Below are 24,866 nucleotides of genomic sequence, written 5' to 3' on the forward strand. Positions count from 1 at the left end.
GTTCAGTTCTCGCAGACGACGTAGACGCTGGCGCACAGGTCCGGGTAGACCATGCCCAGGGCCTGGCAGGCATCCATGAATCGATCGTCGATCAGTTGACTCTGCAGGGCCTTGTCCAGCTGGAAGTTGGCCAGAGGCTTGAAGAACACGCCGCCTCGCTGGCGCACGGTCCAGCCGGCGCCACGTACTTCCTGCTCAAGGGTGTCGAGGCTGTAGGTCACGCGGTGGCCGTGCAGGCGCTCGCCTTCGGTGACGGCGCTGTTGTGCTCGATAAGACCCATCTTCACCGCGATCTGGCGCGATGGTGCGTTGGCGTTGGGGACGGCGATGAACAGCCGACCGCCGGGCGCCAGCCAGCCACGCACACGCTCCAGCACGCCACGGCGGTCGTCCAGGTGTTCCAGCGTGTGGATCAGGAAAATGTTGCTGTAGCGCGGTTCGACCTGGGCTTGTTCGAACGTGCTGCAGATGAACTGGATGGGCGCATCGACACGCTTGCGCGTCACCTCGATCAGGTCGCTGGCCGCCTCGATCACCGTCAGGTCGGGGAAACGCTTGGCGAACAGGGCGGTGAAGGCGCCTTCGAAGCAGCCCATCTCCAGCGCCGGGCCGTTGACCAGCCAGGGCGAGAAGGTGTCCAGCATGTAGCCCCTGAGCCGCGCATCGAAATCATAGAAATAGCTGCGGTGCGCGTTGTCCTGGAACTCTTTGTTGTAGTCGCGTGTGGTCATGGGGCTCATCCCTGGTTCTTGCGGTAAAAGCGCTGATCTTCAGGCTGGTACCACTCATGAAGGGTTGTCGGGGTACGGGCATACCAGCCGAGCAGTTGTTGGACCGCAGGCGGTTGCGAGACGCAGAAGGCTTCGCCGAGCGCCCGGCAGTAGTCGAATTGCGGCTTGAAATGGCTGCGGGTGAAGGTCAGGGTAAGGCAGCGGCGGGGCAGGGTGGTGCGGTTGACCCCGGCGGCGTGCCAAATGCGCGAATCGAACAGGTAGATCGAGCCTGCGCGGCCCAGGGCCGTGTGCGCCTGGGCTTCAAAAATGGCGTCGGTGGGCTTGTGCGGGGCGCCATGTGAACCCGGCAGGAACAGCGTTGCACCGTTGTCGGCGGTGAAGTCGTCCAGCAGCACCAGGGCCTGGGCCATCTGCATGTTCTCGGCAGACCACGAACGGACATCACGGTGCACGTTGCGTACGTAGGCATCGGTACTGTTCAGGTTGTTCAAGCCGCCAAAGGAGTTGAGTATCGGCACACCGCCGAGCATGTGCGCGAGGGTGTCGACCAGCCCCCAGTCGGCGAACCTGGCCAGCAGTTCAGGGAAGTGGCTGTCACGGGTGATGATGTGGTGGGCCGTCTGCTCCGTGCGCTGGGTGATGCCGTTTTCCAGTTGTACCTGGCGGCATCGCTCGATGGCCGTGGCCAGGTCGTTGCGCAAATGGTCGAGCAGCGGTTGGGCGATCAGGTCGGGTACGCAAGCATAGCCATTGCGCTGCAGGGTTTCGTGCAGTGCATTCATCGGCCTTGCTCCTGCTCATCGCGCCAGTGGCGATAGTCTTCGGCGGTGACGCCGAGCAGGATCCGGTCCCAGCGTTGCCCTTTTCGATAGTACCACTGGCGCTGGACCCCTTCGATGGACCACGGCACCTTGCGCGTGTAGGTGGCGAGGGAGGCTTCGTTGTATTCGATGATGGTCGTCCACAGGCGGTGCAGGCCCAGTTCATCGAAGGCGTAGCGCATGACCGTGCTGATCACCTCGGTGCCATAGCCTTGGCCACGAAGTGAACTGTCGCCGATCATCATGCCGTGCTCTGCCGTGCCGTTCTTCCAGTCGATCCCCACCAGGTTGGCCGTGCCGATCAGGCCGTGCTGGGCGGCCTCGATACCAAAGCGTTGATTCAGCGGGTCACCCTTGAGGCCTAGCAGCCAATCCCGCTGAGCTTCGCGCGAGACCGGGAAGTGCCAGCCGCCCAGCAGGCTCCACAGGGCTTCATCGTTGGACCAGCGGTGCAACATGGGCAGGTCTTCGAGTTCCAGTGCTCTGAGCACGATGCGTTGGCCGTTGATGCTCATGGTGTCCTCATATGCAGGATGACGGCGTCGGCCAGGCGGTGCATGTCCGTGGCCCCGTAGCGTTGGTCCATCGGCAGTGGCAACAGGCATTCGGCCAGATGCCGCTCCAGCGCGGGTGTCGTCGGCTTGTCGATCAGTTCCCGCCAGTAGCAGGGAACATAGATGGCTTGGTCGAGCAGGTGCCTGCGCAGGCGGTTTGCCTGGGCAGGCGAATCGAGCAGCAGCGGGTAGCACAGGGCTGCAGGCAGCTCGCCGGGCCAGGCGCTGAAGCGATTGCAGCCGTCCAGCCGCTCGCGCAACAGGCTCAGATTGTTGCGGCGCCGGTCAGCCACGCTTGCATAGTCGATGCTGTCGAGGATGCGCGCGGTGCTGGCAGACATGGCTCGAACGCCTTGCTCGGCCAGTGCTGCCTCATTTGCCTGATATTCGTTGTAGTGCTGCTCGGCCGCCTGCTCGAGCCTTCCGAGCAGTGCCGCGAAGCGGTAGCGCGAAGCGCTGGGCTGTGCCTCGGGCATCCGGGCGGGGCCATTGACCAGCCAGCCACCATCGGCCACACCGACGAACTTGCGCGGCGAGTAGAGGGTGGCAATGCCTGGCAATGCCTGGCTGAACAATGCCTGGGAGTTGTCGATGATCAACTGCTGCCCGTAGCGGGGCGCGAGCACCCGGCGGACGTAGTCGGCCTTGAGCCCGAAGTAGTCGACGTACAACAGACCTTCGTCGGCAGCCACGTCAGGCAGGGCGGCCAGGGAGAGTTCGGCGTCCAGCGTGTAGCGGCACACTTCGATGTCCAGGCCGGCCAGCGCTTGTTCAAGGACGGCGCAGATATAGTGGGGGAGGTGGACACGGCGCAGATCACGTGCCTGCATCAAGGCGCGAAAGGCCGAGCGGGCACTGTTGAACGCCTTGGCTTGTGGGTAGGGGTGCTGGCCGCTGCGCAGTTCCAGTTCGAAATAGCCGCCTATGGCCTCAGGCACTTTGGATTTCTCCGAGTCTGGCCCAGGCACCCACCACTTCTGGCTCCTGGAACATCAAGGCGTCGAGGATCGACAGCCCGGCAACGAAGGGTTGGCTGTCGCTGCCCTGGGAATATGGGGGCAGCGTGGCGCCAAGCAGTTCCAGGGTGATGCCGGCTTGCTGGAATGCCTCGGCCTGGTACAAGTGCCCGCCACCGATCGGGTTGAGGTAATGGGTTGCGCCGCACGCCTGAACGATCTGAATGACCCGCTCCTGGCTCGAGGCCTCGCCGGTGATGGGCAGCGCGCTTGCGCGTGATATCGGTGTGTCGATGCCGAGCAGCGTGCAGCAGGCCTTGAGCAGGCGCTCATCAAGCGTTGCGATGCTGTCAGCGGGCGGGGTGAGCAGCGCTTCCAGCCAGGCCATCACCGGCGCGCGACGGGGCGCCTTGCGGTAGGCGAAGTCGAGCTTGTTGAGCAGGTCGGCGAGCTCGAACTGTTCGGCAATGCGCCGCTGCATGATGTGCTGGGTATGGCTGGCCTTGGCCAGGGCGATACGAAACCACTTGGCTTCGCCGTCGAGCAGATAACGGTTGCGCTCGATCCAGCCATTCTTGATGAATTGCACATTGTCATAGAGGACAAAGTGATCCGCAGCAGCGATCAGCTGGAAATAACCCAGGTATGGCAGGAAGTACGGCTGCATCAAGGCAACCCGATGACGCCCGGGCGAACGGGGGGCGGTCTGTCGGGTCATGCCTGGCGAGCCTGCAGCAGGATATCGATGATCTGTTCCTGGGATGGTACGTCCAGGTCCGGATAGATCGGCAGGCACAGCACCTGGCTCGAGATCCTCAGGGCGTTGGGCAGGCGTTCCAGATTGGAGCTGGCCAGGCCCCGGTACATGGGGAATTCGCAGATCAGTGGGTAGAAGTAACGGCGCACCAGGATGTCCTGGTCGCGATAGCGCTGGTACAGCGCATCGCGCGAGATACCGAAGCGTTGTTCATCGATCAGGATGGGGCAATAGGCGTAGTTCCAGTCGAGCCCTTCCGGCTGTTGCAGCAGGGAGATACCGTCAACGTCTTCCAGGGCCCGGCGGTAGCGCTCGAAGACCTGGCGGCGGCGCTGCAGGGCATCATCGATGTGGCGCAGTTGCAACACACCGAACGCTGCCTGGATCTCGTTCATCTTGCCGTTGATGCCGGTGGCCATGATCACGGTTTCATCGACAAAGCCGAAATTCTTCAGGAAATCGATACGGCGCTTGAGCTTTTCGTCCTGGCAGATGATTGCACCGCCCTCGAAGGTGTTGAATACCTTGGTGGCGTGGAAGCTGAGGATCGACAGGTCGCCATTGTCGAGAATGCTGCGCCCGTCCTGGCGTACACCAAAGGCGTGGGCGGCGTCATAGATCACCTTCAGGCCGTAGGTGTCTGCGATCTCCTGGATGGCAACGATGTCGCAAGGGATGCCATAGCAATGGACCGGGAGAATTGCCGTGGTCTCAGGGGTGATCGCTTCGATGACGCGTTGTGGGTCCAGGTTGTTGGTACGCGGATCGATGTCGACGAAGACTGGCTTGAGGTTGTTCCACAAAAGCGAATGGGCTGTGGCGACGAAGGAGTAGGGGGTGGTGATGACTTCGCCCGTCACGCGTAGCGCCTGCAGCGCTGTCACCAGCGCCAGGGTGCCATTGGAGAACAGCGATATGTGCTTGACGCCCAGATATTCGGCCAGCTCACTTTCCAGCTGTTGATGGAACGGCCCTGCATTGGTCAGGCGCTTGCTTTCCCAGATACTCTCCAGATAAGGAAGGAACTCTTCCAGGGGAGGCAGGAGAGGGCTGGTTACGGTGATCGGTTTGGCCATGGCGGCACTGCTCGTTTTTTCGGTTATAGAAGCAGGGCAAGCTGGACCCTGCCGCTGTACAACGTGCGCAGACGAGGTTTCGCCATGAAACCGACGGCCGGCACCGGGTTGATGGGTTGATAGCAAGAAGTCGGCCAACCTTCTCCATTGGTATGATTGTGTTCAATCTGTCGTTGATCGTGACTTGGCAGTCGAAACGTGCATCTTTAATCTATTGAGTCTGTGGGTAGTCCCGTCGCCGTGGGGTGCAAGTTCTGGCAGCCATGGCCGCGTTACCTGCGAATTTTTGCCATTTCCATCGGGAAGCCACAATGATTGGCATCAAAAGCATCGCCAGTTACGTACCTGTAGAAGGCGTGGATAACTACGCTCAGGGTGCGAAATTCGGCAAGGATCAGGATTTCATCTTCGGCAAGATCGGTTCGACCTTCTTGCCGCGCAAGGATGCGGCCCAGGAAACCTCTGACCTGTGCGTCGAGGCGGCCAGGACGCTGTTCGCTGCCAATCCATCGCTTGACCCGGCGGCCATCGATGCGGTGATCGTGGTCACTCAGAATGGTGATGCCGAAGGCCTGCCGCATACGGCCGCGATCGTCCAGCACAAGCTGGGGCTGTCGACGCATGTCGCGGCGTTCGATGTTTCCCTGGGCTGCTCCGGCTACGTCTACGGGTTGTATGCGATGAAGGGCTTCATGGAAGCAGCGGGCCTGAAGAATGGCCTGCTGATTACCGCCGACCCCTATTCGAAGATCGTCGATCCCGAGGATCGCAACACGACCATGTTGTTCGGGGATGCCGCGACCGCGACCTGGATGGGCGAGGATGCTGCCTGGCAGCTCGGCAAATCGCTGTTCGGCAGCGATGGTGCAGGTGCCGAGCACTTGCGCACCACCGACGGCAAGTTCTTCATGAACGGCCGTCAGGTCTACAACTTCGCCCTGGTCAAAGTGCCTGCGCACCTGCAGCAGTTGCTCGAGGCCAGCCAGTTGCGCGCCGAGGACATCGACCTGTACTGCCTGCATCAGGGCAGCGCGGCGATCGTTGATGCCGTGTCTGCGCGCTTCGACGAGGGCGCGCACAAGCAGAAGTTCGTCAAGGACATGGTCGAGACCGGCAATACCGTGTCGTCGAGCATCCCGTTGCTGCTGGAAAAGCACGTGATGAACTCGCAGCACAAGCGCGTTGCGCTCAGTGGCTTCGGCGTCGGCCTGTCCTGGGGGTCGGCGATCATCGAGCGCAACGGCTGATCGAGCGTCACCCTCGCGTTATCAAAGAAGCGCTGCCCGGCCTCGGGCCGCGCTTCTTTCGTTTCTGATGATGGTTTTCTGGCGTCAAACCCTTGATTTCATTGGGATGGCCGGATGCCAGCAAAAAAAGTGAGAAATCGCTCTAAAGCAAACTGCCCTGACGACGATAAACATTACGAAGGTTCTCTGTGCCACACCCGGCGAATTGCCAAGGCCGGAAGCCGTAGTACCCAATCCAACGAGGAATTCGTCATGGCTTTGACTGTTAACACCAACACCACCTCTCTGGGCGTTCAGAAAAACCTGAACCGTGCTTCCGATGCGCTGAGCACCTCGATGACCCGTCTGTCCTCCGGCCTGAAAATCAACAGCGCCAAAGACGACGCCGCCGGCCTGCAGATCGCTACCCGCATGACCTCGCAGATCCGTGGTCAGACCATGGCTATCAAAAACGCCAACGACGGTATCTCCATCGCCCAGACCGCTGAAGGCGCGATGCAAGAGCAGACCAACATCCTGCAGCGTATGCGTGAACTGGCCGTTCAGTCCCGAAACGACTCGAACAGCACCAACGACCGTGTCGCTCTGGACAAAGAATTCCAGTCGATGGCTTCGGAACTGACCCGTATCGCCAACAGCACCCAGCTGAACGGCAAGAACCTGCTGGACGGTTCGGCTTCGGTCATGACCTTCCAGGTTGGTTCCAACACCGGTTCCGCCAACCAGATCACCATCGACCTGAGCGCCAAGTTCACCGCTTCGGACCTGGGCGTTACTTCCTCGATCAACATTCAGGGTTCCGACACCACCACCGCCGAAGCCAACTTCAGCGCTGCTGTTTCGGCCATCGACGCCGCTCTGCAAACCATCAACAGCAACCGTGCTGACCTGGGTGCCGCGCAGAACCGTCTGACCAGCACCATCAACAACCTGCAAAACATCAACGAAAACGCCGAAGCTGCTCGTGGCCGCGTACAGGACACCGACTTCGCTGCTGAAACTGCCCAGCTGACCAAGCAGCAGACCCTGCAGCAAGCTTCCACCTCGGTTCTGGCCCAGGCCAACCAGCTGCCGTCGGCAGTACTGAAGCTGCTGGGCTAATCTGCCTGGTTGCTGGCGGGGAAGTGCTGGTAAGGCACTTCCCCGCCTTTTCATTGCGAGGTGGTGGGCATGGACATGAGCGTCAAGCTGAACCTGTCTTATCCGGCCGCACGTCCGGCCGAGCAGGTTGCCGAAAAACCGGTTGCCCGGTCGACGGAAAACGTAAAACCCGAAGACGACAAGAAAGACGCCAAGGCGGTGCAGGATGCCGACAAGGTCAAACATGCCGTTTCGGAGATCGAAAAGTTCCTGAAGGCGTCGCAGCGCAATCTGGAATTTTCCACGGATGAAGAATCCGGCAAGATCGTGGTCAAAGTCATCGCTACCGACAGTGGTGAACTGATTCGCCAGTTGCCCTCGGAAGAGGCCCTGCGGATCGCTCACAGCCTGAGCGATGTCAAAAGTGTTCTGTTCGACGCCAAGGTATAGTTGGCGGCGAACACCAATGAAGTGAAGCATGTCTGTCCCGCAGGAGCGGGTTGACGCGTTGATGAGAGGGACTACAGCATGGCAAGCCCGATTACTTCCAGTACAGGCCTGGGTTCTGGTCTCAACATTACCGAGATCGTGACCGCGTTGGTCAAGGCCGATACATCCGCCAAACAGGCGCAGATCACTCGGCAAACCAGCAACAACACTGCGATGATTTCGGGTATCGGCTCGCTGCGCAGTGCCCTCACGGCATTCCAGGACGCCATGAAGGCGCTCAACAACAAGGATGCGCCGTCGTTCAACGCCTATGCAGCGACCTCGGCCAACGAGTCGGTGGTCAAGGTCAAGTCGAGCAACTCGGCGGTAGCGGGTAGCTACGACATCGTGGTGGACAAGCTGGCCACCAGCTCGAAAGTGGCCAGCCAGCAGTTCAGCGGTGGTGCCACCAGCCCGATCAGTGCTGGCCAGCTGACCATCAGTCAGAACGGCAAGACCTACAACCTGGACGTGGCCAGTGGTGCGACGCTGCAAAGTGTGCGCGACCAGATCAACAAGGAAATGAGCGCCAACGGCATTTCCGCCAACATCGTCAACGAGGAAGGCGGCTCGCGCCTGGTGCTCAGCTCGACCACCACAGGTGCGGGGACTGACATCTCCCTGAGCGGTATCGCCGAGCTGGCAATCGATGGCACCACGCAGATGTCCGGGACCGGTGCGGGCTTCATCACTGCCAAGGCCCAGGACGCCGAACTGACCATCGACGGCTTGAAGGTCAAGAGTGCCTCCAACACGCTCGATAGCGCCATCAGCGGCATGACCCTGGAGTTGACCGGGGTCAGCCCGAAGGCCAGCGGCGTCGCCACTGGTACGCCGACCGCGGTCACCGTTGCGGCGGACAACGATGGCCTGAAGAAGTCGGTCCAGAGCTTCGTCGATGCCTACAATACGCTGCAGAAGGCGATCACGTCGCTGACGTCGACCAGCCGTGATGACGATGACAAGCTGGTGCTCGGCCCGCTCACCAACGACCCGACCACCCGCTCTCTGTTGGGTGATGTGCGCAAGGTGCTGAGTGAGGTGGGGGCCGGCGACCAGCTGACCACGCTGAGCCAGTTGGGTATCAACACCCAGAAAGATGGCACGCTCGAATTCAACAGCAGCAAGTTCACCGCGGCGATGAACGACAAGAAGCTCGGCCCGGAAGTGCAGGAGCTGTTCACCGGTACCGACGGCATCTTCGAGCGCATGAACAAGGCCATCGATCCTTACAACAAGACCGATGGCAGCCTTGCAACGCGCAAGTCGAACCTCGACAAGGCGGTCTCGGAACTGGCCAACCAGCAGGCCGCGCTTGACCGCCGCACCGAGTCGCTGACTGAATCGCTGACCAAGAAGTACGTGGCCCTGGACACCGCCCTGGGCAAGATGAAAGCCCAGGCCGACCAGATCACCTCGATCTTCGAAGCGATCAACGCCCAGGCCAAGAAATCCTGATCGGCTGAACATGCCAAAAGCCCGGCGGCGTCCGCGAGACGCCCCGGGCTTTTTGCTTTTCCCCTAAAGTTTTTTGACGTACAGGCGATACAGCAGGTACAAGCAACTTTTTACCGCAGCAACGAGGCAGATCCATGAACCCGATGTTGGCCCTTCGGCAGTACCAGAAAGTCAACGGCGCAGCGCAGACGTCCGAAGCCAGCCCGCACCGCCTGGTGCAGATGCTCATGCAGGGCGGCCTTGATCGCATGGCGCAGGCCAAGGGCGCCATTGCCCGCAACGACATCGCGCAAAGGGGCATCCTCATCGGCAAGGCCATCGACATCATCGGCGGCCTGCGTGAAGGCCTGGACCTGGAAAACCATGCCGACAGCCTGGCTGAGCTGGACAGCTTGTACATGTACATGAGCCGTCGCCTGATCGAGGCCAACGTCAAGGGTGACCCGGCCATCATCGACGAGGTCGCGCGCCTGCTGATCACTGTGAAGGAAGGTTGGGACGCAATCGGCGATCAGTCGTCGGCTTCCTGATAAAGGAGGATGACATGAACGAAGTAATCGCCCGGATCGAGCAGACTCGGGAAATGCTGCTGGCGGCGCTGGCCGAGCGCAACTGGGAAGCGGTGGGTGAGCTGGACCTGGAATGCCGCTTGCGCATCGGTGACATGGTGAGCGAGGCGAAAGGCAACGAGGCCGATGTCAGTGCCAGCCTTGAGCAGTTGCTGGCCGTATACCGTCAACTAATCGATGTTGCAAGTGGCGAACGTCAATCCTTGGTGGATGAAATGACGAAAATCCGTCAGGCGAAGAATGCGGCAAAGGTATACCATCTATTCACCTGACCACAGATGTTGCCAAAAGCCATGCGCCATTAATTTGACTGGCTGGTGTTTTTTGACTTTACTAGTGGCTGTTTTCGAATTTCAGACGTCCGAACACTGACCATTCAGTCGGAATGATGTCGAGCACGCCCTCGGGCGCCGATATGACTAGGGAAGTTGCTATTGCATGTGGCGTGAAACCAAGATTCTGCTGATCGACGACGACAGCGCACGCCGCCGCGACCTGGCGGTGGTGCTTAACTTCCTCGGCGAAGAAAACCTCGCTTGCTCCAGCCAGGACTGGCAGCAGGTGGTCGAGCCATTGTCTTCGAGTCGCGAAGTGCTGTGCGTGCTCATCGGCACTGTAAACGCCCCGGGCAGTGTGCTTGGGCTCGTTAAGACAGTGGCTGGGTGGGATGAGTTCCTTCCGGTTCTGCTTTTAGGTGAAATTTCTTCTGCGGAGTTCCCGGAAGACCTTCGCCGCCGGGTGCTTTCCAACCTGGAAATGCCGCCAAGCTACAGCCAGCTGCTGGATTCGCTGCACCGTGCCCAGGTCTATCGCGAGATGTACGACCAGGCGCGCGAGCGTGGTCGCCAGCGCGAACCCAACCTGTTCCGCAGCCTGGTCGGTACCAGCCGTGCCATCCAGCACGTGCGGCAGATGATGCAGCAGGTGGCTGATACCGATGCCAGCGTGCTGATCCTGGGTGAGTCCGGCACCGGCAAGGAAGTGGTCGCGCGCAACCTGCACTACCATTCCAAGCGCCGCGAGGCGCCGTTCGTGCCGGTCAACTGCGGCGCGATCCCGGCCGAGCTGCTGGAAAGCGAACTGTTCGGCCACGAGAAGGGCGCCTTCACCGGGGCGATCACCAGCCGTGCCGGGCGTTTCGAGCTGGCCAACGGCGGTACCCTGTTCCTCGACGAAATCGGCGACATGCCGTTGCCGATGCAGGTCAAGCTGTTGCGCGTGCTGCAGGAACGTACCTTCGAGCGCGTGGGCAGCAACAAGACCCAGAGCATCGATGTGCGCATCATTGCCGCGACCCACAAGAACCTCGAGACCATGATCGAGGAGGGCACGTTCCGCGAAGACCTGTACTACCGCCTGAACGTGTTCCCCATCGAGATGGCGCCACTGCGTGAGCGGGTGGAAGACATCCCGCTGCTGATGAACGAGCTGATCTCGCGCATGGAGCACGAGAAGCGCGGGTCCATCCGCTTCAACTCCGCGTCGATCATGTCGCTGTGTCGCCACGGCTGGCCGGGCAACGTTCGCGAGCTGGCCAACCTGGTCGAGCGCATGGCGATCATGCACCCGTACGGGGTGATTGGCGTGTCCGAGCTGCCGAAGAAATTCCGTTACGTTGATGACGAAGACGAGCAGATGGTCGACAGCCTGCGCAGCGACCTGGAAGAGCGCGTGGCGATCAACGGCCATACGCCGAACTTCAGCAACCACGCCATGCTGCCACCTGAAGGCCTGGACCTGAAGGACTACCTGGGTAGCCTGGAGCAGGGCCTGATCCAGCAGGCGCTGGATGATGCCAACGGTATCGTTGCGCGCGCGGCTGAACGTTTGCGTATACGTCGTACCACCCTGGTCGAGAAGATGCGCAAGTACGGCATGAGCCGCCAGGGCGGCGAGGAACAGGCGGAGGATTGACGGCTGGCGGTTGCCTGTACCGGCCTCTTCGCGGGCGCGCCCGCTCCCACAGGATCGATGCACAGCTTGAATTCGGTGATATCCCTGTGGGAGCGGGCATGCCCGCGAAGAGGCCGGCACAGGGAGCCAAAATCTCCAGTACTGCGCAAGGCTTGAAGCCTGCACGGTCCCTGTGGGGGCGGGCATGCCCGCGAAGAGGCCGGCACAGGGAGCCAAAGTCTCCAGTACTGCGCAAGCCTTGAAGCCTGCGCGGTCCCTGTGGGAGCGGGTTCACCCGCGAAGAGGCCGGCACAGCCAACCCAAATCCCTATCTCCGGCACGGCTATTGCTACACCGCTGGCAACACACCGTTTTTATGACGGTCAGCCACGCGAGAGAGCAAGATGCCCCAGGCCGCCCACGTATCCCTAGCCCCCGATCCGCAGGGGCAAACCCCGATCGAGCAGGAAAGCCGTCAGGGTCTCGAGCAGGCCTTCGCCCTGTTCAGTCAGGTATCCACCCAACTGAGCCAGTCCTACAGCCTGCTCGAAGCCCGGGTCAGCGAACTCAAGGGCGAGCTGGCGGTGGTCAGCGCCCAGCGCATCGATGAACTGAGCGAAAAGGAACGCCTGGCCAACCGCCTGCAGAACCTGCTGGACCTGCTGCCCGGCGGGGTGATCGTGATCGATGGCCAGGGCCTGGTACGCGAAGCCAACCCGGCCGCCTGCGAACTGCTCGGCGAGCCGCTGGTCGGCCAGCTGTGGCGCCAGGTGATCGCCCGCAGCTTTGCCCCGCGCAAGGATGACGGTCACGAAGTCTCGCTGCGCGACGGCCGCCGTCTGTCCATTGCCACTCGCTCGCTGGATGCCGAGCCTGGCCAATTGGTGTTGCTCAACGACCTGACCGAAACCCGTCGCCTGCAAGACCAGCTGGCTCGCCACGAGCGCCTGTCTTCGCTGGGGCGCATGGTCGCCTCGCTGGCGCACCAGATCCGCACGCCACTGTCGGCGGCGATGCTCTACGCCAGTCACCTGGCTGATCCCGAACAAGAGCTGGGCGCGGAAACCCGCCAGCGCTTTGCCGGCACCCTGAAGGAGCGCCTGCACGAGCTGGAACACCAGGTGCGCGACATGCTGGTATTCGCCCGTGGCGAGCTGCCGCTGAATGATCGAGTCACGCCAAAAGCCTTGTTCCAGGCCCTGCAGCAGGCTGCCCAGGCGCATGTGCAAGGGCACGCCGTGCGCTGGCAGTGTGACAGCCACCTGGGTGAGCTGCTGTGCAACCGGGACACCCTGGTTGGTGCATTGCTCAACCTGATCGAAAATGCGCTGCAAGCCAGCGACGGCCCGGCGCGACTGAAGGTGCACCTGTTGCGCCGCGAGCGCAGTCTGCACCTGTGTGTAAGCGACGCCGGCAGTGGCATCGATGGCGACCTGCTCGGCCGCCTGGGCGAGCCGTTCCTGACCACCAAGGCCACTGGCACCGGCCTGGGCCTGGCCGTGGTCAAGGCTGTGGTGCGTGCGCACCAGGGTACGCTGCGCCTGCGCTCGAAGGTTGGCCGTGGTACCTGTGTGCGGGTGGAGCTGCCGTTGATCGACGGGCAACTGGCGGAGGGCATGTAATGGCGATCAAGGTGCTGCTGGTCGAGGACGACCGCGTATTGCGCCAGGCGCTGGGCGATACCCTGGAAATCGGCGGCTTCGCCTACCAGGCGGTGGGCAGTGCCGAAGAAGCGCTGGAAGCGGTACTGGAGGAGGCCTTCAGCCTGGTAGTCAGCGATGTGAACATGCCTGGCATGGATGGGCACCAACTGCTGGCCCAGCTGCGCCGCCAGCAACCGCAACTGCCCGTGTTGCTGATGACCGCGCATGCCGCGGTGGAGCGCGCCGTCGAGGCGATGCGCCAAGGGGCTGCCGACTATCTGGTCAAGCCATTCGAACCCAAGGCCTTGCTCAGTCTGGTCGAGCGGCATGCCGCCGGGCGCGTGGCTGAAGAGGAAGGCCCGGTGGCCTGCGAGCCGGCCAGTCGACAGTTGCTGGAGCTGGCCACGCGGGTGGCGCGCAGTGACTCGACCGTGCTGATTTCCGGCGAATCCGGTACCGGCAAGGAAGTGCTGGCGCGCTTCATTCACCAGCAGTCACCGCGGGCGGCGCAGGCCTTCGTGGCGATCAATTGTGCTGCCATCCCCGACAACATGCTCGAGGCCACCCTGTTCGGCCACGAGAAGGGTGCCTTCACCGGCGCCATCGCTGCCCAGGCCGGCAAGTTCGAGCAGGCCGAAGGTGGCACCTTGCTGCTCGATGAAATCTCGGAAATGCCAATGGCCTTGCAGGCCAAGCTGCTGCGCGTGCTGCAGGAGCGCGAGGTGGAGCGGGTGGGTGGGCGCAAGCCCATCAGCCTGGATATTCGCGTGCTGGCCACCACCAACCGTGACCTGGCTGGCGAAGTTGCGGCCGGGCGTTTCCGTGAAGATTTGTACTACCGCCTGTCGGTGTTCCCCCTGGCCTGGCGCCCGCTGCGCGAACGCCCGGGTGACATCCTGCAACTGGCCGAGCGCCTGTTGGCACGCCACGTGGCGAAGATGAAGCACGCCCCGGTGCAGCTGTCGCCCCAGGCCCGAGCCTGCCTGCAGGCGTATGCCTGGCCGGGCAACGTACGCGAACTTGACAACGCCCTGCAGCGGGCGCTGATCCTGCAGCAGGGCGGGGTGATCGAGGCGGCGGATTTTTGTCTGGCGGGCGCCATTCCATTGTCAGCTGGCATAGAGCCATCATCCGAGGTGGTGGCCGAGCCCGGCGGGCTGGGCGATGACATGCGTCGTCATGAGTACCAGATGATCATCGACACCCTGCGCGCCGAGCGCGGCCGCCGCAAAGAGGCGGCCGAACGCCTGGGGATAAGCCCGCGTACCCTGCGCTACAAGCTGGCGCAGATGCGCGATGCCGGGTTTGACGTCGAGGCCAGCCTGTTCGGCTGATTGACACTGCAGCCGCTGCAGATGCGACCCCTGTAGGAGCGGCCTTGTGTCGCGATAGGGCCGCAAGGCGGCCCCGGCGATATCGGCGGCGAAGCGCAGATGTGGGGCCGCTCCGCGCCCCTGTCGCGACACAAGGCCGCTCCTACAAAGATCGCGCAAGCGCACGGGGCGGTGATTCCCAAGGCTGGCACCTTTGTTGCTTTAGGTTGGCTATCCGCCGCATCACTGTCAAAAAAATGCGGCCGCAGGAGAGAGAAGGGTCATGAGCCAAGGTGTTGAATTCAATCGTCTGATGTTGGACATGCGGGCCATGCAGGCCGATGCCATGTCGCTGCCCAAGGTGGCCGCCGCCCCCGAGTTGGCACCCGGGCAAAGTACCTTTGCCGACATGCTCGGCCAGGCCATCGGCAAGGTGCATGAGACGCAGCAGGCTTCGACCCAGTTGGCCAACGCTTTCGAGATCGGCAAGAGTGGCGTCGACCTGACCGACGTGATGATCGCTTCGCAAAAGGCCAGCGTGTCGATGCAGGCCCTGACCCAGGTACGCAACAAGCTGGTCCAGGCGTACCAGGACATCATGCAGATGCCGGTTTGAGGACGGACGTAAACCATGGCTGAAGCAGTCGTCGACAACCCCCCTGCCAAAAGCGGCCCGCCCGCGGCCAAGCCGCCGCTGTTCGGCATGGCGTTTCTGGAAAACATCGCGCAGATGCCCATGCTGCGTCAGATCGGCCTTCTGGTCGGCCTGGCCGCCAGCGTGGCGATCGGCTTTGCCGTGGTGCTGTGGTCGCAACAACCCGATTACCGTCCGCTGTACGGCAGCCTGGCGGGCATGGACACCAAGCAGGTCATGGATACCCTGGCCGCCGCCGACATCCCCTACAACGTCGAGCCCAATTCCGGTGCTCTGCTGGTCAAGGCCGACGACCTCTCCCGTGCGCGCCTGAAACTGGCGGCCGCCGGCGTGGCACCAAGCGATGGCAACGTCGGTTTCGAGCTGCTCGACAAGGAGCAGGGCCTGGGCACCAGCCAGTTCATGGAAGCCACCCGTTACCGTCGCAGCCTGGAAGGCGAGCTGGCGCGTACCGTGTCCAGCCTGAACAACGTCAAGGGCGCGCGCGTGCATCTGGCCATCCCGAAAAGCTCGGTGTTCGTGCGTGACGAACGCAAGCCCAGCGCCTCGGTACTGGTCGAGCTGTACCCGGGCCGTGCCCTGGAAGCCGGGCAGGTGATGGCCATCGTCAACCTGGTGGCAACAAGCGTGCCGGAACTTGACAAGTCCCAGGTCACCGTGGTCGACCAGAAGGGCAACCTGCTGTCCGAGCAGATCCAGGACACCGCCCTGACCCAGGCAGGCAAACAGTTCGACTACAGCCGCCGGGTGGAAAGCATGCTCACCCAGCGGGTGCACAACATCCTGCAGCCGGTGCTGGGCAATGACCGCTACAAGGCCGAAGTGTCCGCCGACCTGGACTTCAGTGCGGTCGAGTCCACCTCCGAGCAGTTCAACCCAGACCAGCCGGCGCTGCGCAGCGAGCAGTCGGTCGATGAACAACGTGCCAGCAGCCAGGGCCCGCAAGGTGTGCCCGGTGCGCTGAGCAACCAGCCGCCAGGCCCGGCCTCGGCACCGCAGACCACCGGTGGTGCCGCTACCCCGGCCGCGGCCATCCAGCCTGGCCAGCCGCTGGTGGATGCCAACGGCCAGCAGATCATGGACCCGGCCACCGGCCAGCCGATGCTCGCGCCGTACCCGTCGGACAAGCGCCAGCAAAGCACCAAGAACTTCGAGCTGGACCGTTCCATCAGCCACACCCGCCAGCAGCAGGGGCGCATGACCCGCCTGTCGGTGGCGGTGGTGGTGGACGACCAGGTCAAGATCGACCCGGCCACCGGCGACGCCACCCGTGCGCCATGGGGCGCCGAGGACCTGGCACGCTTCACTCGCCTGGTGCAGGACGCGGTCGGCTTCGATGCCAGCCGTGGCGACAGCGTGACGGTGATCAACGTGCCGTTCGCCGCCGACCGCGGCGAAGAGATCACCGACATCGCCTTCTACCAGCAGCCGTGGTTCTGGGACATCGTCAAGCAAGTGCTGGGCGTGGTGTTCATCCTGGTGCTGGTGTTCGGTGTGCTGCGCCCGGTGCTGAACAACATTACAGGGGGCGGCAAGCAGGCTGCCCCGGATAGCGACATGGAGCTGGGCGGCATGATGGGTCTGGATGGCGAACTGGCCAACGACCGCGTCAGTCTGGGTGGCCCGACAAGCATTCTGCTGCCTAGCCCGAACGAGGGTTACGAGGCACAGCTCAACGCAATCAAAGGCCTGGTGGCCGAAGACCCGGGCCGCGTTGCCCAGGTCGTGAAAGAGTGGATCAACGCCGATGAGTGATAACCGAGCCGTTACCGCCAAGCTGAGCCGCGTCGACAAGGCGGCGATCCTCCTGCTTTCGCTGGGCGAGACCGATGCCGCCCAGGTGCTGCGGCACATGGGGCCCAAGGAAGTGCAGCGGGTGGGTGTGGCCATGGCGCAGATGGGCAATGTGCACCGTGAACAGGTCGAGCAGGTGATGAGCGAGTTCGTCGAAATCGTCGGCGACCAGACCAGCCTGGGCGTGGGCTCCGATGCCTATATCCGCAAGATGCTCAACCAGGCCCTGGGCGAGGACAAGGCCAACGGCCTGGTCGACCGCATCCTGCTCGGTGGCAACACCAGCGGCCTGGACAGCCTGAAGTGGATGGAGCCGCGCGCCGTTGCCGACGTGATCCGCTACGAGCACCCGCAGATCCAGGCCATCGTGGTTGCCTACCTCGACCCCGACCAGGCCGGCGAAGTGCTGAGCAACTTCGACCACAAGGTGCGCCTGGACATCGTCCTGCGCGTGTCGTCGCTGAACACCGTGCAGCCGGCGGCGCTGAAGGAGCTGAACCAGATCCTCGAGAAGCAGTTCTCGGGCAACTCCAACGCGGCGCGTACCACTTTGGGCGGCATCAAGCGCGCCGCCGACATCATGAACTTCCTCGACAGCTCGGTGGAAGGTGCACTGATGGACGCGATCCGCGAGATCGACAGCGACCTGTCGGAGCAGATCGAAGACCTGATGTTCGTCTTCAACAACCTGGCCGACGTCGACGACCGTGGCATCCAGGCGTTGCTGCGCGAAGTCTCGTCCGACGTGCTGGTGGTGTCGCTCAAGGGCGCCGACGAGCGGGTCAAGGACAAGATCTTCAAGAACATGTCCAAACGTGCCTCGGAGCTGTTGCGCGACGACCTGGAGGCCAAGGGGCCGGTACGGGTCAGCGACGTGGAAACGGCGCAGAAGGAAATCCTCACCATCGCCCGCCGCATGGCCGAGGCCGGCGAGATCGTGCTCGGCGGCAAGGGTGCCGAGGAAATGATCTAAGGTATTCGCGATCTGAAGGCCGACACGGTCCCTGTGGGAGCGGGTAAACCCGCTCCCACAGGGACCGTGTCGGCTGAACATGGTTTGAGAACATGACAGCATGCCCACCAAAGAACATCACCCCAGCGACCTGATCCGCGCCCGCGACCTCGAGGGCGTGGATGTATGGGCGCTGCCCAGCTTCGACCCGGAACCGGAGCCTGAGCCCGAACCGGAGCCGGAACCCGAGGTAATCGAGGAAGAAGTCGAGGAAGTGCCGCTGGAAGAAGTTCAGCCACTGACCCTGGAAGAACTCGAGGCCATCCGCCAGGAGGCCTACAACGAAGGCTTCGCCACCGGTGAGCGCGAGGGCTTCCATAGCACCCAGCTCAAGGTCCGCCAGGAAGCCGAAGAGGCCCTGAAGACCAAGCTGGAGAGCCTCGACCGGCTGATGACCAACCTGATGGAGCCGATCGCCGAGCAGGACACGCAGATCGAGAAAACCCTGGTCCACCTGGTGGCTCACATGACCCGCCAGGTGATCGGTCGCGAACTGCGGGGCGATTCCAGTCAGATAACCCAGGTACTGCGCGAAGCGCTCAAGCTGCTGCCCATGGGCGCGGACAATATCCGCATTCATCTCAACCCGCAGGATTTCGAGCTGGCCAAGGCCCTGCGCGAGCGCCATGAGGAAAGCTGGCGGCTGCTCGAGGACAGCGCACTGCTACCAGGCGGCTGCCGTATCGAGACCGCGCATAGCCGCATCGACGCGACCATGGAAACCCGCATCGAGAAAGCCGTGGCACAACTGTTCGACCAGTTGCACGACCATTCGCTGCACCCGGCAGCGCCGGACATGTCGGTAGACCTGGACAGCCTGCCAGAGCGCGCCGTGGGTAGCCCGGATGCAACTTGAGCGCACCAGTTTCGGCAAGCGCCTGGGCAGTTACGCCGAGGCCATCGAGCTGCCGGCCCAGCCCATCGTCGAAGGCCGCCTGCTGCGCATGGTCGGCCTCACCCTGGAAGCCGAAGGCCTGCGCGCTGCAGTCGGCAGCCGCTGCCTGGTAATCAACGACGACAGCTACCACCCGGTGCAGGTGGAGGCCGAAGTCATGGGCTTTGCCGGGTCCAAGGTATTCCTCATGCCGGTCGGCAGCATTGTCGGCATCGCCCCCGGCGCCCGGGTGGTGCCGCTGGATGACAGCGGCCGCCTGCCCATGGGCATGAGCATGCTCGGCCGGGTGCTCGACGGCGCCGGTCGCGCGCTGGATGGCAAGGGCGGGATGAAGGCCGAGGACTGGGTGCCGATGGACGGCCCGGTGATCAACCCGTTGAACCGCGACCCCATCAGCAAGCCGCTGGACGTGGGCATTCGCAGCATCAATGGCCTGCTCACCGTCGGTCGCGGCCAGCGCCTGGGCCTGTTCGCCGGTACCGGTGTGGGCAAGTCGGTGTTGCTGGGCATGATGACCCGCTTCACCGAAGCCGAGATCATCGTCGTCGGCCTGATCGGCGAGCGGGGCCGCGAGGTCAAGGAATTCATCGAGCATATCCTTGGTGAAGAAGGCCTCAAGCGCTCGGTGGTGGTCGCTTCGCCCGCCGACGATGCGCCGCTGATGCGCCTGCGCGCCGCCATGTACTGCACACGTATTGCCGAGTACTTCCGCGACAAGGGCAAGAACGTGCTGTTGCTGATGGACTCGCTGACCCGTTTTGCCCAGGCCCAGCGTGAAATCGCCTTGGCCATCGGCGAACCGCCGGCCACCCGGGGTTACCCGCCGTCGGTGTTTGCCAAACTGCCCAAGCTGGTGGAGCGGGCCGGCAACGGCGAGCCAGGTGGTGGTTCGATCACCGCGTTCTATACCGTGTTGTCCGAGGGTGACGACCAGCAGGACCCGATTGCCGACGCGGCGCGCGGTGTGCTCGATGGTCACTTCGTGCTGTCGCGGCGGCTGGCCGAGGAAGGCCATTACCCGGCCATCGACATCGAAGCCTCGATCAGCCGGGTCATGCCCCAGGTGGTCGATGCCGACCATTTGCGCCAGGCGCAAAAGTTCAAGCAGTTGTGGTCGCGCCTGTCGCAAAGCCGCGACCTGATCAGTGTGGGTGCCTATGTGGCGGGTGGCGACCCGGAAACCGACCTGGCCATTGCGCTGCAATCGAAGCTGGTGGAGTTTTTGCGCCAGGGCCTGCGCGAGAGCGTGGGCATGGCGCAAAGCCGCGAACAGTTGGGGGCGATCTTTGCGCCCCCGGCGGGCGGTTGATAGGCCATGGCACTGCCCGGACGTGCCGCGCGCCTGGCGCCGGTGGTGGACATGGCCGAAGAGGCCGAGCGCCAGGCGGCCCAGCGCCTTGGGCAGTTCCAGCAGCAGGTGGCCACGGCACAGGCCAAGCTGGCCGAACTCGAACGGTTTCGCGAGGACTACCAACTGCAGTGGATCAACCGTGGCGGGCAGGGGGTAAACGGTAGCTGGCTGGTCAATTACCAGCGCTTCCTCGGGCAGCTGGAAACGGCCATGACCCAGCAGCGCCAGAGCCTGGTCTGGCACCAGAACAACCTCAACAACGCCCGCGGCACCTGGCAGCAGGCCTATGCCCGGGTGGAAGGCTTGCGCAAGCTGGTGCAGCGCTACCTGGACGAAGCCCGGCGGGCCGAAGACAAGCGCGAGCAGCGCTTGCTCGACGAGCTGTCACAACGCCTGCCGCGGCAGAATCACCTTTAAGCTGCCCATTGGGCTTGCGCCGTACCCTGTAGGAGCGGCCTTGTGTCGCGAAAGGGGCGCGCAGCGGCCCCAGGATTTCAGCTTCGCAGCAAATATCGCCGGGGCCGCTCTGCGGCCCTTTCGCGACACAAGGCCGCTCCTACACTGGGTGCACCGCCTGTGGGAATGGCATGCTTGCCACCCCCGGCATCGCCTGCTAAACCTTTAAGGAGTTGCATCCGCCATCATCGAAGGAATCGCTAGCATGGCAGTCGAGACTGATTTTTCGCAGGACGGGAAAAAGCTGACGATTAAGATCAAGGGGCGCTTCGATTTCGGCAAGCATCAGGAATTTCGTGACGCCTACGAACGCCAGCCCAGCCGGCCAGATTCGGTGGTCGTCGACCTGAAGGACACCACCTACCTCGACAGTTCCGCACTCGGCATGCTGCTGTTGCTGCGCGACCATGCGGGCGGCGATGAGTCGGATGTGCGTGTGGTGCATGCCAGCTCCGATGTGCGCAAGATCCTCGCCATCTCCAATTTCGAAAAACTCTTCGATATCAGTTGAGCGCCGACATGCCGGCCGAACAGACGTTGACCGTGCTGGTCGCCGAAGACGGTGCCGCCGACCGCCTGCTGCTGGCGCAGATCGTGCGCCGTCAGGGCCATCAGGTATTCACCGCGGAAAACGGCGAGCAGGCGGTGGCGCTGTTCGTCGAGCGGCGCCCGCAACTTGTGCTGCTGGATGCGCTGATGCCGGTGATGGATGGCTTCGAGGCGGCGCGGCAGATCAAGGCACTGGCCGGCGAAGCGCTGGTGCCGATCATTTTCCTGACGTCATTGAACGAGGAGGAAGGCCTGGTGCGCTGCCTGGAGGCCGGGGGCGACGACTTCATGGCCAAGCCCTACAGTGCGGTGATCCTCGGTGCCAAGATACGCGCCATGGACCGCCTGCGCCGGCTGCAGGCCACCGTGCTGGAGCAGCGCGACCAGATTGCCCGGCACCACCACCACCTGCTCAACGAGCAGCGGGTGGCCAAGGCGGTGTTCGACAAGGTGGCCCACTCCGGCTGCCTGGCCGCGCCCAACATCCGCTACCTGCAATCGCCCTATGCGCTGTTCAATGGCGACCTGATGCTGGCCGCGTTCACCCCGTCCGGCGACATGCGCGTGCTGCTCGGCGATTTCACCGGCCACGGCCTGCCGGCGGCGGTAGGCGCCATGCCGCTGGCCGAAGTGTTCTACGGCATGACTGCCAAGGGCTACGGCATGGCGCAGATCCTGCGCGAGATGAATGCCAAGCTCAAACGTATCCTGCCGGTGGACATGTTCTGTTGTGCGCTGCTGCTCAACCTCAGCATGCAGCGCGGTTCGGTGGAAGTGTGGAACGGCGGCATGCCTGATGGCTATCGCCTGGCAGTGGATGGCCAGGTGCTGTCGGTGCTGACGTCGCGACACCTGCCGCTGGGCATCCTGGACGCCGAGCGTTTCGATGACAGTACCGAAGTGTTGCCGCTGGCACCGGGCGAGCGCCTGCTGCTGCTGTCGGACGGCGTGCTGGACACCGCCGACGACCAGGAGCGCCTGTTCGGTGTGCAGCGCCTGCGCAGGGTGCTGGCCGACAACCGGGACCCGGTGCGGTTGTTCGACGAAGTGATGCAGGCCCTGGAGCGCTTTGGCGGGCGCCCGCGCGATGACATCAGCCTGTGCGACATTCGCATGTTCAGCGCCGAGGAGCGGGTTCCGGCGCCGATGATCTACTCTGATAGCGGCCGCTCCAGCCCGCTGGACTGGTCGCTGGGGTTCGAGGTGCGTGGCCAGAGCCTGAAGCGCTTCAACCCGGTGCCGTACCTGGTGCAGTTGTTGCAGGAGATTCATGGCCTGCGCGCGCGTACCGGCAACCTGCACAGCGTGCTCAGCGAGCTGTATTCCAATGCCCTGGAGCATGGCGTGCTGGGCCTGGACTCGCAGCTCAAGCGCGATGTACAGGGCTTTGCCGACTATTATCAGGAACGCGCCCGGCGCCTTGGGGTTCTGACCGACGGTTACGTGCGCATCGATTTCAAGGTTGAACCGCAAGCCGACGGCGGGCGTCTGATGATCGAGGTCCGTGACAGTGGTGCCGGGTTCGATGTGCAACGGGTGCTGTCGCGGCCCTCGCTGGAGCAGGAGCTGAGCGGGCGTGGCCTGAACCTGGTGCGGCGGCTGGCCAGCAGCGCGCACTGGAGTGAGGGCGGGCGCTGCGCGCATGTGGAGTTCGTCTGGTGAGCCACGGGTTGGCTCGGGCATAATCTGGCTTGATCAAGGAGTGAACAAGTGACTGACATGCATATTGACCACAAGGTACTCAGCGACCTGCGTGAGGTCATGGAAGATGGCTACCTGCAGTTGGTGCAAACCTTTCTCGAAGACTCCGAACGGCGCCTGGGCCAGCTGCACGCGGCCCAAAATGCCGAAGAGCTCGGCTCCGCGGCCCACAGTTTCAAGGGCAGCAGCAGCAACATGGGCGCGGTTGCATTGGCCAGCCTGTGCCAGCAGCTGGAGGAGCGCGCACGGCGGCCCCCGCTGTATGGCATCGAAGACCTGATCAACCGCATCGACCAAGAGTTCCTCGAGGTGCAGGGCTTCTACCGAGGTGAGCAGCAGCGCATTTCGGCGGGTTGAAACACGACTTGGCGCGAGTCTTGCCTGTCTCTGGCTGGATGATTTTTTTGTTTCTGGCGCGGAGACCGCTCGATGCCTGTCGCACCCAACCCATTGTTGCAAGGCAACGCCATTGCCAACACCTCGCGTTCGGCCACCGCACAGGCCGACAAGCCGCTGCAGGCGCCGGGCGACAAGGGCGACGGCTTCGGCCAGGTGATGGCCCGGCAGGGCCGCGACAAGGCCGCCGGGCAGGACGACAAGGTCGCCCAGGCCAAGCCCAAGGACAAGCCCGAGGCGGCGCAGAGCGGCAAGAAAGCCGCTGTCGACAAACCCGCGGTTGCCGATGACGGCAAACAATTGCCAGCCGACGACCAGGCCCAGGCCGACACCGGCTTGCGCGATGCCAGCCTGGTTGCCGGCCAGGTCACCGACGCCCAGCCTGGCGCACAACTGATCCAGGCCCAGGCCGAGGCGGTGGCGCCGGTGTTGCAGGCCGCCGCGGCGCAGGCGCAGGTCACCGCCGAGCTGCCCGAGGAGCCGGCCGCCGAGGAAGCCTTCGACCCTGACTCCGACCCTTTGGCCAACCTGCCTACCCTGCGCCTGGCGCTGGAACAAAGCGCCCAGGCCAAGGGAGCGACCTCGGCGCATGCCCTGGACCCTTCGCAGGCACAGGGCGAAGAGGGGCAGATGGCCGTCAATACCTTGGCGAATCTGGTCGAGAATGCCGAAGGTGAAACGGGCGAGCCTGGCGACAAGGCCTTTGCCGGCTTGCTCGAAGATGGCCTGAAAGACACCAAGAGCGCTGGCAGCGATACACGCGTAGACGACTTCGCCAACCGCCTGGCCAACCTGACCCAGGCCGCCACGGCCAAGACCGCCAATGCCGTGCCGGCCAATGCCAGCCCATTGCACCAACCGCTGCCGATGAACCAGAACGCCTGGGCCGAGGGCCTGGTCAATCGGGTCATGTACCTGTCCAGCCAGAACCTCAAGTCGGCGGATATCCAGCTGGAGCCGGCAGAACTGGGCCGCCTGGACATTCGCGTCAATGTTGCGACGGACCAGTCGACCCAGATCACCTTCATCAGCGGCCACGCCGGCGTGCGTGACGCCCTCGACAGCCAGGTGCACCGCCTGCGCGAGCTGTTCGCCCAGCAGGGGCTGGCACAGCCGGATGTCAACGTGGCCGACCAGTCGCGTGGGCAGCAACAGCAGCAGCAGGGGGAGGCACAGGGCAGCAACCTGTCCGGGGTGGCGGCGCGCCGGGCCGAGCAGGGCGGGGCAGAGGCAGTCGATAGCGCCCGGCCTGTGGAGCAGCAGGTGGTTGTTGGCGACAGTGCGGTCGATTATTACGCGTAGATCCCGATTGCCTGTACTGGCCTCTTCGCGGGTAAACCCGCTCCCACAAGTACAGTGCAGGCTTCGAAGCCTGTGGAGGTCCTGTGGGAGCGGGTTCACCCGCGAAGAAGCCAGCACAGTCGTTCCTGCTGAAATCTCCCTTCTGCGAAATCTGGCATAACACTT

General features: G+C 63.2%; 25 protein-coding genes. 19 read left to right on the plus strand and 6 right to left on the minus strand.

Annotated features, from left to right (window positions below; all coding sequences use genetic code 11):
* Positions 1-2: 2 nt before the first annotated feature.
* The 6 genes from CAG00_RS07700 to CAG00_RS07725 are packed head-to-tail and all read right to left on the minus strand — an operon-like array spanning position 3 to position 4,898.
* Complete coding sequence (locus CAG00_RS07700) at positions 3-731, minus strand: bifunctional 2-polyprenyl-6-hydroxyphenol methylase/3-demethylubiquinol 3-O-methyltransferase UbiG (protein ID WP_085589204.1); 729 nt, start codon at positions 729-731, stop codon at positions 3-5.
* 5 nt (positions 732-736) lie between these two features.
* Positions 737-1,516 (minus strand): phytanoyl-CoA dioxygenase family protein, encoded by a 780-nt coding sequence (locus CAG00_RS07705; RefSeq protein ID WP_085663979.1) that lies wholly within the window; start codon positions 1,514-1,516, stop codon positions 737-739.
* Entirely contained in the window at positions 1,513-2,070 is a 558-nt protein-coding gene (locus CAG00_RS07710; protein WP_085663980.1) for a GNAT family N-acetyltransferase, read from the minus strand. The genes CAG00_RS07705 and CAG00_RS07710 overlap by 4 nt, the downstream gene beginning before the upstream one ends.
* Entirely contained in the window at positions 2,067-3,047 is a 981-nt protein-coding gene (locus CAG00_RS07715) for a hypothetical protein (protein WP_085663981.1), read from the minus strand. The genes CAG00_RS07710 and CAG00_RS07715 overlap by 4 nt, the downstream gene beginning before the upstream one ends.
* The gene (locus CAG00_RS07720) at positions 3,040-3,783 is read right to left on the minus strand and encodes a WbqC family protein (RefSeq protein ID WP_176240863.1); all 744 of its coding nucleotides are present in this window, start codon (positions 3,781-3,783) and stop codon (positions 3,040-3,042) included. The genes CAG00_RS07715 and CAG00_RS07720 overlap by 8 nt, the downstream gene beginning before the upstream one ends.
* Complete coding sequence (locus CAG00_RS07725; RefSeq protein WP_085663983.1) at positions 3,780-4,898, minus strand: DegT/DnrJ/EryC1/StrS aminotransferase family protein; 1,119 nt, start codon at positions 4,896-4,898, stop codon at positions 3,780-3,782. The genes CAG00_RS07720 and CAG00_RS07725 overlap by 4 nt, the downstream gene beginning before the upstream one ends.
* 311 nt (positions 4,899-5,209) lie before the next feature.
* On the opposite strand from CAG00_RS07725, the gene CAG00_RS07730 reads away from it, so the two are divergent.
* From CAG00_RS07730 to CAG00_RS07820, 19 genes are all read left to right on the plus strand, one after another.
* Positions 5,210-6,145, plus strand: a complete 936-nt coding sequence (locus CAG00_RS07730) for a ketoacyl-ACP synthase III (protein ID WP_085589029.1) — start codon at positions 5,210-5,212, stop codon at positions 6,143-6,145.
* Positions 6,146-6,397: 252 nt separating this feature from the next.
* On the plus strand, positions 6,398-7,246 hold the full coding sequence (locus CAG00_RS07735; RefSeq protein ID WP_015271225.1) for a flagellin domain-containing protein: 849 nt from the start codon (positions 6,398-6,400) through the stop codon (positions 7,244-7,246).
* A 69-nt stretch (positions 7,247-7,315) separates the two neighbouring features.
* On the plus strand, positions 7,316-7,675 hold the full coding sequence (locus CAG00_RS07740) for a flagellar protein FlaG (RefSeq protein WP_015271224.1): 360 nt from the start codon (positions 7,316-7,318) through the stop codon (positions 7,673-7,675).
* 78 nt (positions 7,676-7,753) lie between these two features.
* Positions 7,754-9,172, plus strand: coding sequence for a flagellar filament capping protein FliD (fliD, locus tag CAG00_RS07745; RefSeq protein WP_085589027.1), 1,419 nt, complete (start codon positions 7,754-7,756; stop codon positions 9,170-9,172).
* A gap of 134 nt (positions 9,173-9,306) precedes the next feature.
* Complete coding sequence (gene fliS, locus CAG00_RS07750; protein WP_003257284.1) at positions 9,307-9,702, plus strand: flagellar export chaperone FliS; 396 nt, start codon at positions 9,307-9,309, stop codon at positions 9,700-9,702.
* A 14-nt stretch (positions 9,703-9,716) separates the two neighbouring features.
* Positions 9,717-10,013, plus strand: a complete 297-nt coding sequence (locus tag CAG00_RS07755) for a flagellar protein FliT (RefSeq protein ID WP_075045931.1) — start codon at positions 9,717-9,719, stop codon at positions 10,011-10,013.
* A gap of 166 nt (positions 10,014-10,179) precedes the next feature.
* Positions 10,180-11,655: a transcriptional regulator FleQ gene (fleQ, locus tag CAG00_RS07760; protein WP_046614590.1), complete on the plus strand. Its 1,476-nt coding sequence runs from the start codon at positions 10,180-10,182 to the stop codon at positions 11,653-11,655.
* A gap of 383 nt (positions 11,656-12,038) precedes the next feature.
* Positions 12,039-13,256, plus strand: coding sequence for a PAS domain-containing sensor histidine kinase (locus tag CAG00_RS07765; protein WP_085663984.1), 1,218 nt, complete (start codon positions 12,039-12,041; stop codon positions 13,254-13,256).
* The gene (locus CAG00_RS07770) at positions 13,256-14,611 is read left to right on the plus strand and encodes a sigma-54 dependent transcriptional regulator (protein ID WP_085663985.1); all 1,356 of its coding nucleotides are present in this window, start codon (positions 13,256-13,258) and stop codon (positions 14,609-14,611) included. The genes CAG00_RS07765 and CAG00_RS07770 overlap by 1 nt, the downstream gene beginning before the upstream one ends.
* Before the next feature lie 262 nt (positions 14,612-14,873).
* Complete coding sequence (gene fliE / locus CAG00_RS07775; protein WP_013973606.1) at positions 14,874-15,206, plus strand: flagellar hook-basal body complex protein FliE; 333 nt, start codon at positions 14,874-14,876, stop codon at positions 15,204-15,206.
* Positions 15,207-15,221: 15 nt separating this feature from the next.
* Entirely contained in the window at positions 15,222-17,000 is a 1,779-nt protein-coding gene (gene fliF, locus CAG00_RS07780; RefSeq protein WP_025340086.1) for a flagellar basal-body MS-ring/collar protein FliF, read from the plus strand.
* Complete coding sequence (gene fliG, locus CAG00_RS07785; RefSeq protein WP_003257289.1) at positions 16,993-18,012, plus strand: flagellar motor switch protein FliG; 1,020 nt, start codon at positions 16,993-16,995, stop codon at positions 18,010-18,012. Before fliF ends, fliG begins: the two co-directional genes overlap by 8 nt.
* Positions 18,013-18,112: 100 nt before the next feature.
* Positions 18,113-18,907, plus strand: a complete 795-nt coding sequence (gene fliH / locus CAG00_RS07790) for a flagellar assembly protein FliH (protein WP_085663986.1) — start codon at positions 18,113-18,115, stop codon at positions 18,905-18,907.
* The gene (gene fliI, locus CAG00_RS07795) at positions 18,897-20,255 is read left to right on the plus strand and encodes a flagellar protein export ATPase FliI (protein ID WP_061551804.1); all 1,359 of its coding nucleotides are present in this window, start codon (positions 18,897-18,899) and stop codon (positions 20,253-20,255) included. Before fliH ends, fliI begins: the two co-directional genes overlap by 11 nt.
* A 6-nt stretch (positions 20,256-20,261) precedes the next feature.
* Positions 20,262-20,714, plus strand: coding sequence for a flagellar export protein FliJ (fliJ, locus tag CAG00_RS07800; protein WP_085663987.1), 453 nt, complete (start codon positions 20,262-20,264; stop codon positions 20,712-20,714).
* A 244-nt stretch (positions 20,715-20,958) separates the two neighbouring features.
* A complete protein-coding gene (locus CAG00_RS07805; protein WP_013973600.1) occupies positions 20,959-21,264 on the plus strand; it encodes an STAS domain-containing protein in 306 nt (101 codons plus the stop codon).
* Positions 21,265-21,272: 8 nt separating this feature from the next.
* The gene (locus CAG00_RS07810; RefSeq protein ID WP_085663988.1) at positions 21,273-22,964 is read left to right on the plus strand and encodes a fused response regulator/phosphatase; all 1,692 of its coding nucleotides are present in this window, start codon (positions 21,273-21,275) and stop codon (positions 22,962-22,964) included.
* Positions 22,965-23,012: 48 nt separating this feature from the next.
* Positions 23,013-23,360 carry an Hpt domain-containing protein gene (locus tag CAG00_RS07815; RefSeq protein ID WP_061304343.1) on the plus strand — a complete coding sequence of 116 codons (348 nt, stop codon included), beginning with the start codon at positions 23,013-23,015 and terminating at the stop codon, positions 23,358-23,360.
* Between the two features lie 72 nt (positions 23,361-23,432).
* Positions 23,433-24,701 carry a flagellar hook-length control protein FliK gene (locus tag CAG00_RS07820; protein WP_085663989.1) on the plus strand — a complete coding sequence of 423 codons (1,269 nt, stop codon included), beginning with the start codon at positions 23,433-23,435 and terminating at the stop codon, positions 24,699-24,701.
* Positions 24,702-24,866 lie beyond the last annotated feature (165 nt).

The sequence above is a fragment of the Pseudomonas sp. B5(2017) genome (assembly GCF_002112825.1).
Classification (GTDB): domain Bacteria; phylum Pseudomonadota; class Gammaproteobacteria; order Pseudomonadales; family Pseudomonadaceae; genus Aquipseudomonas; species Aquipseudomonas putida_Z.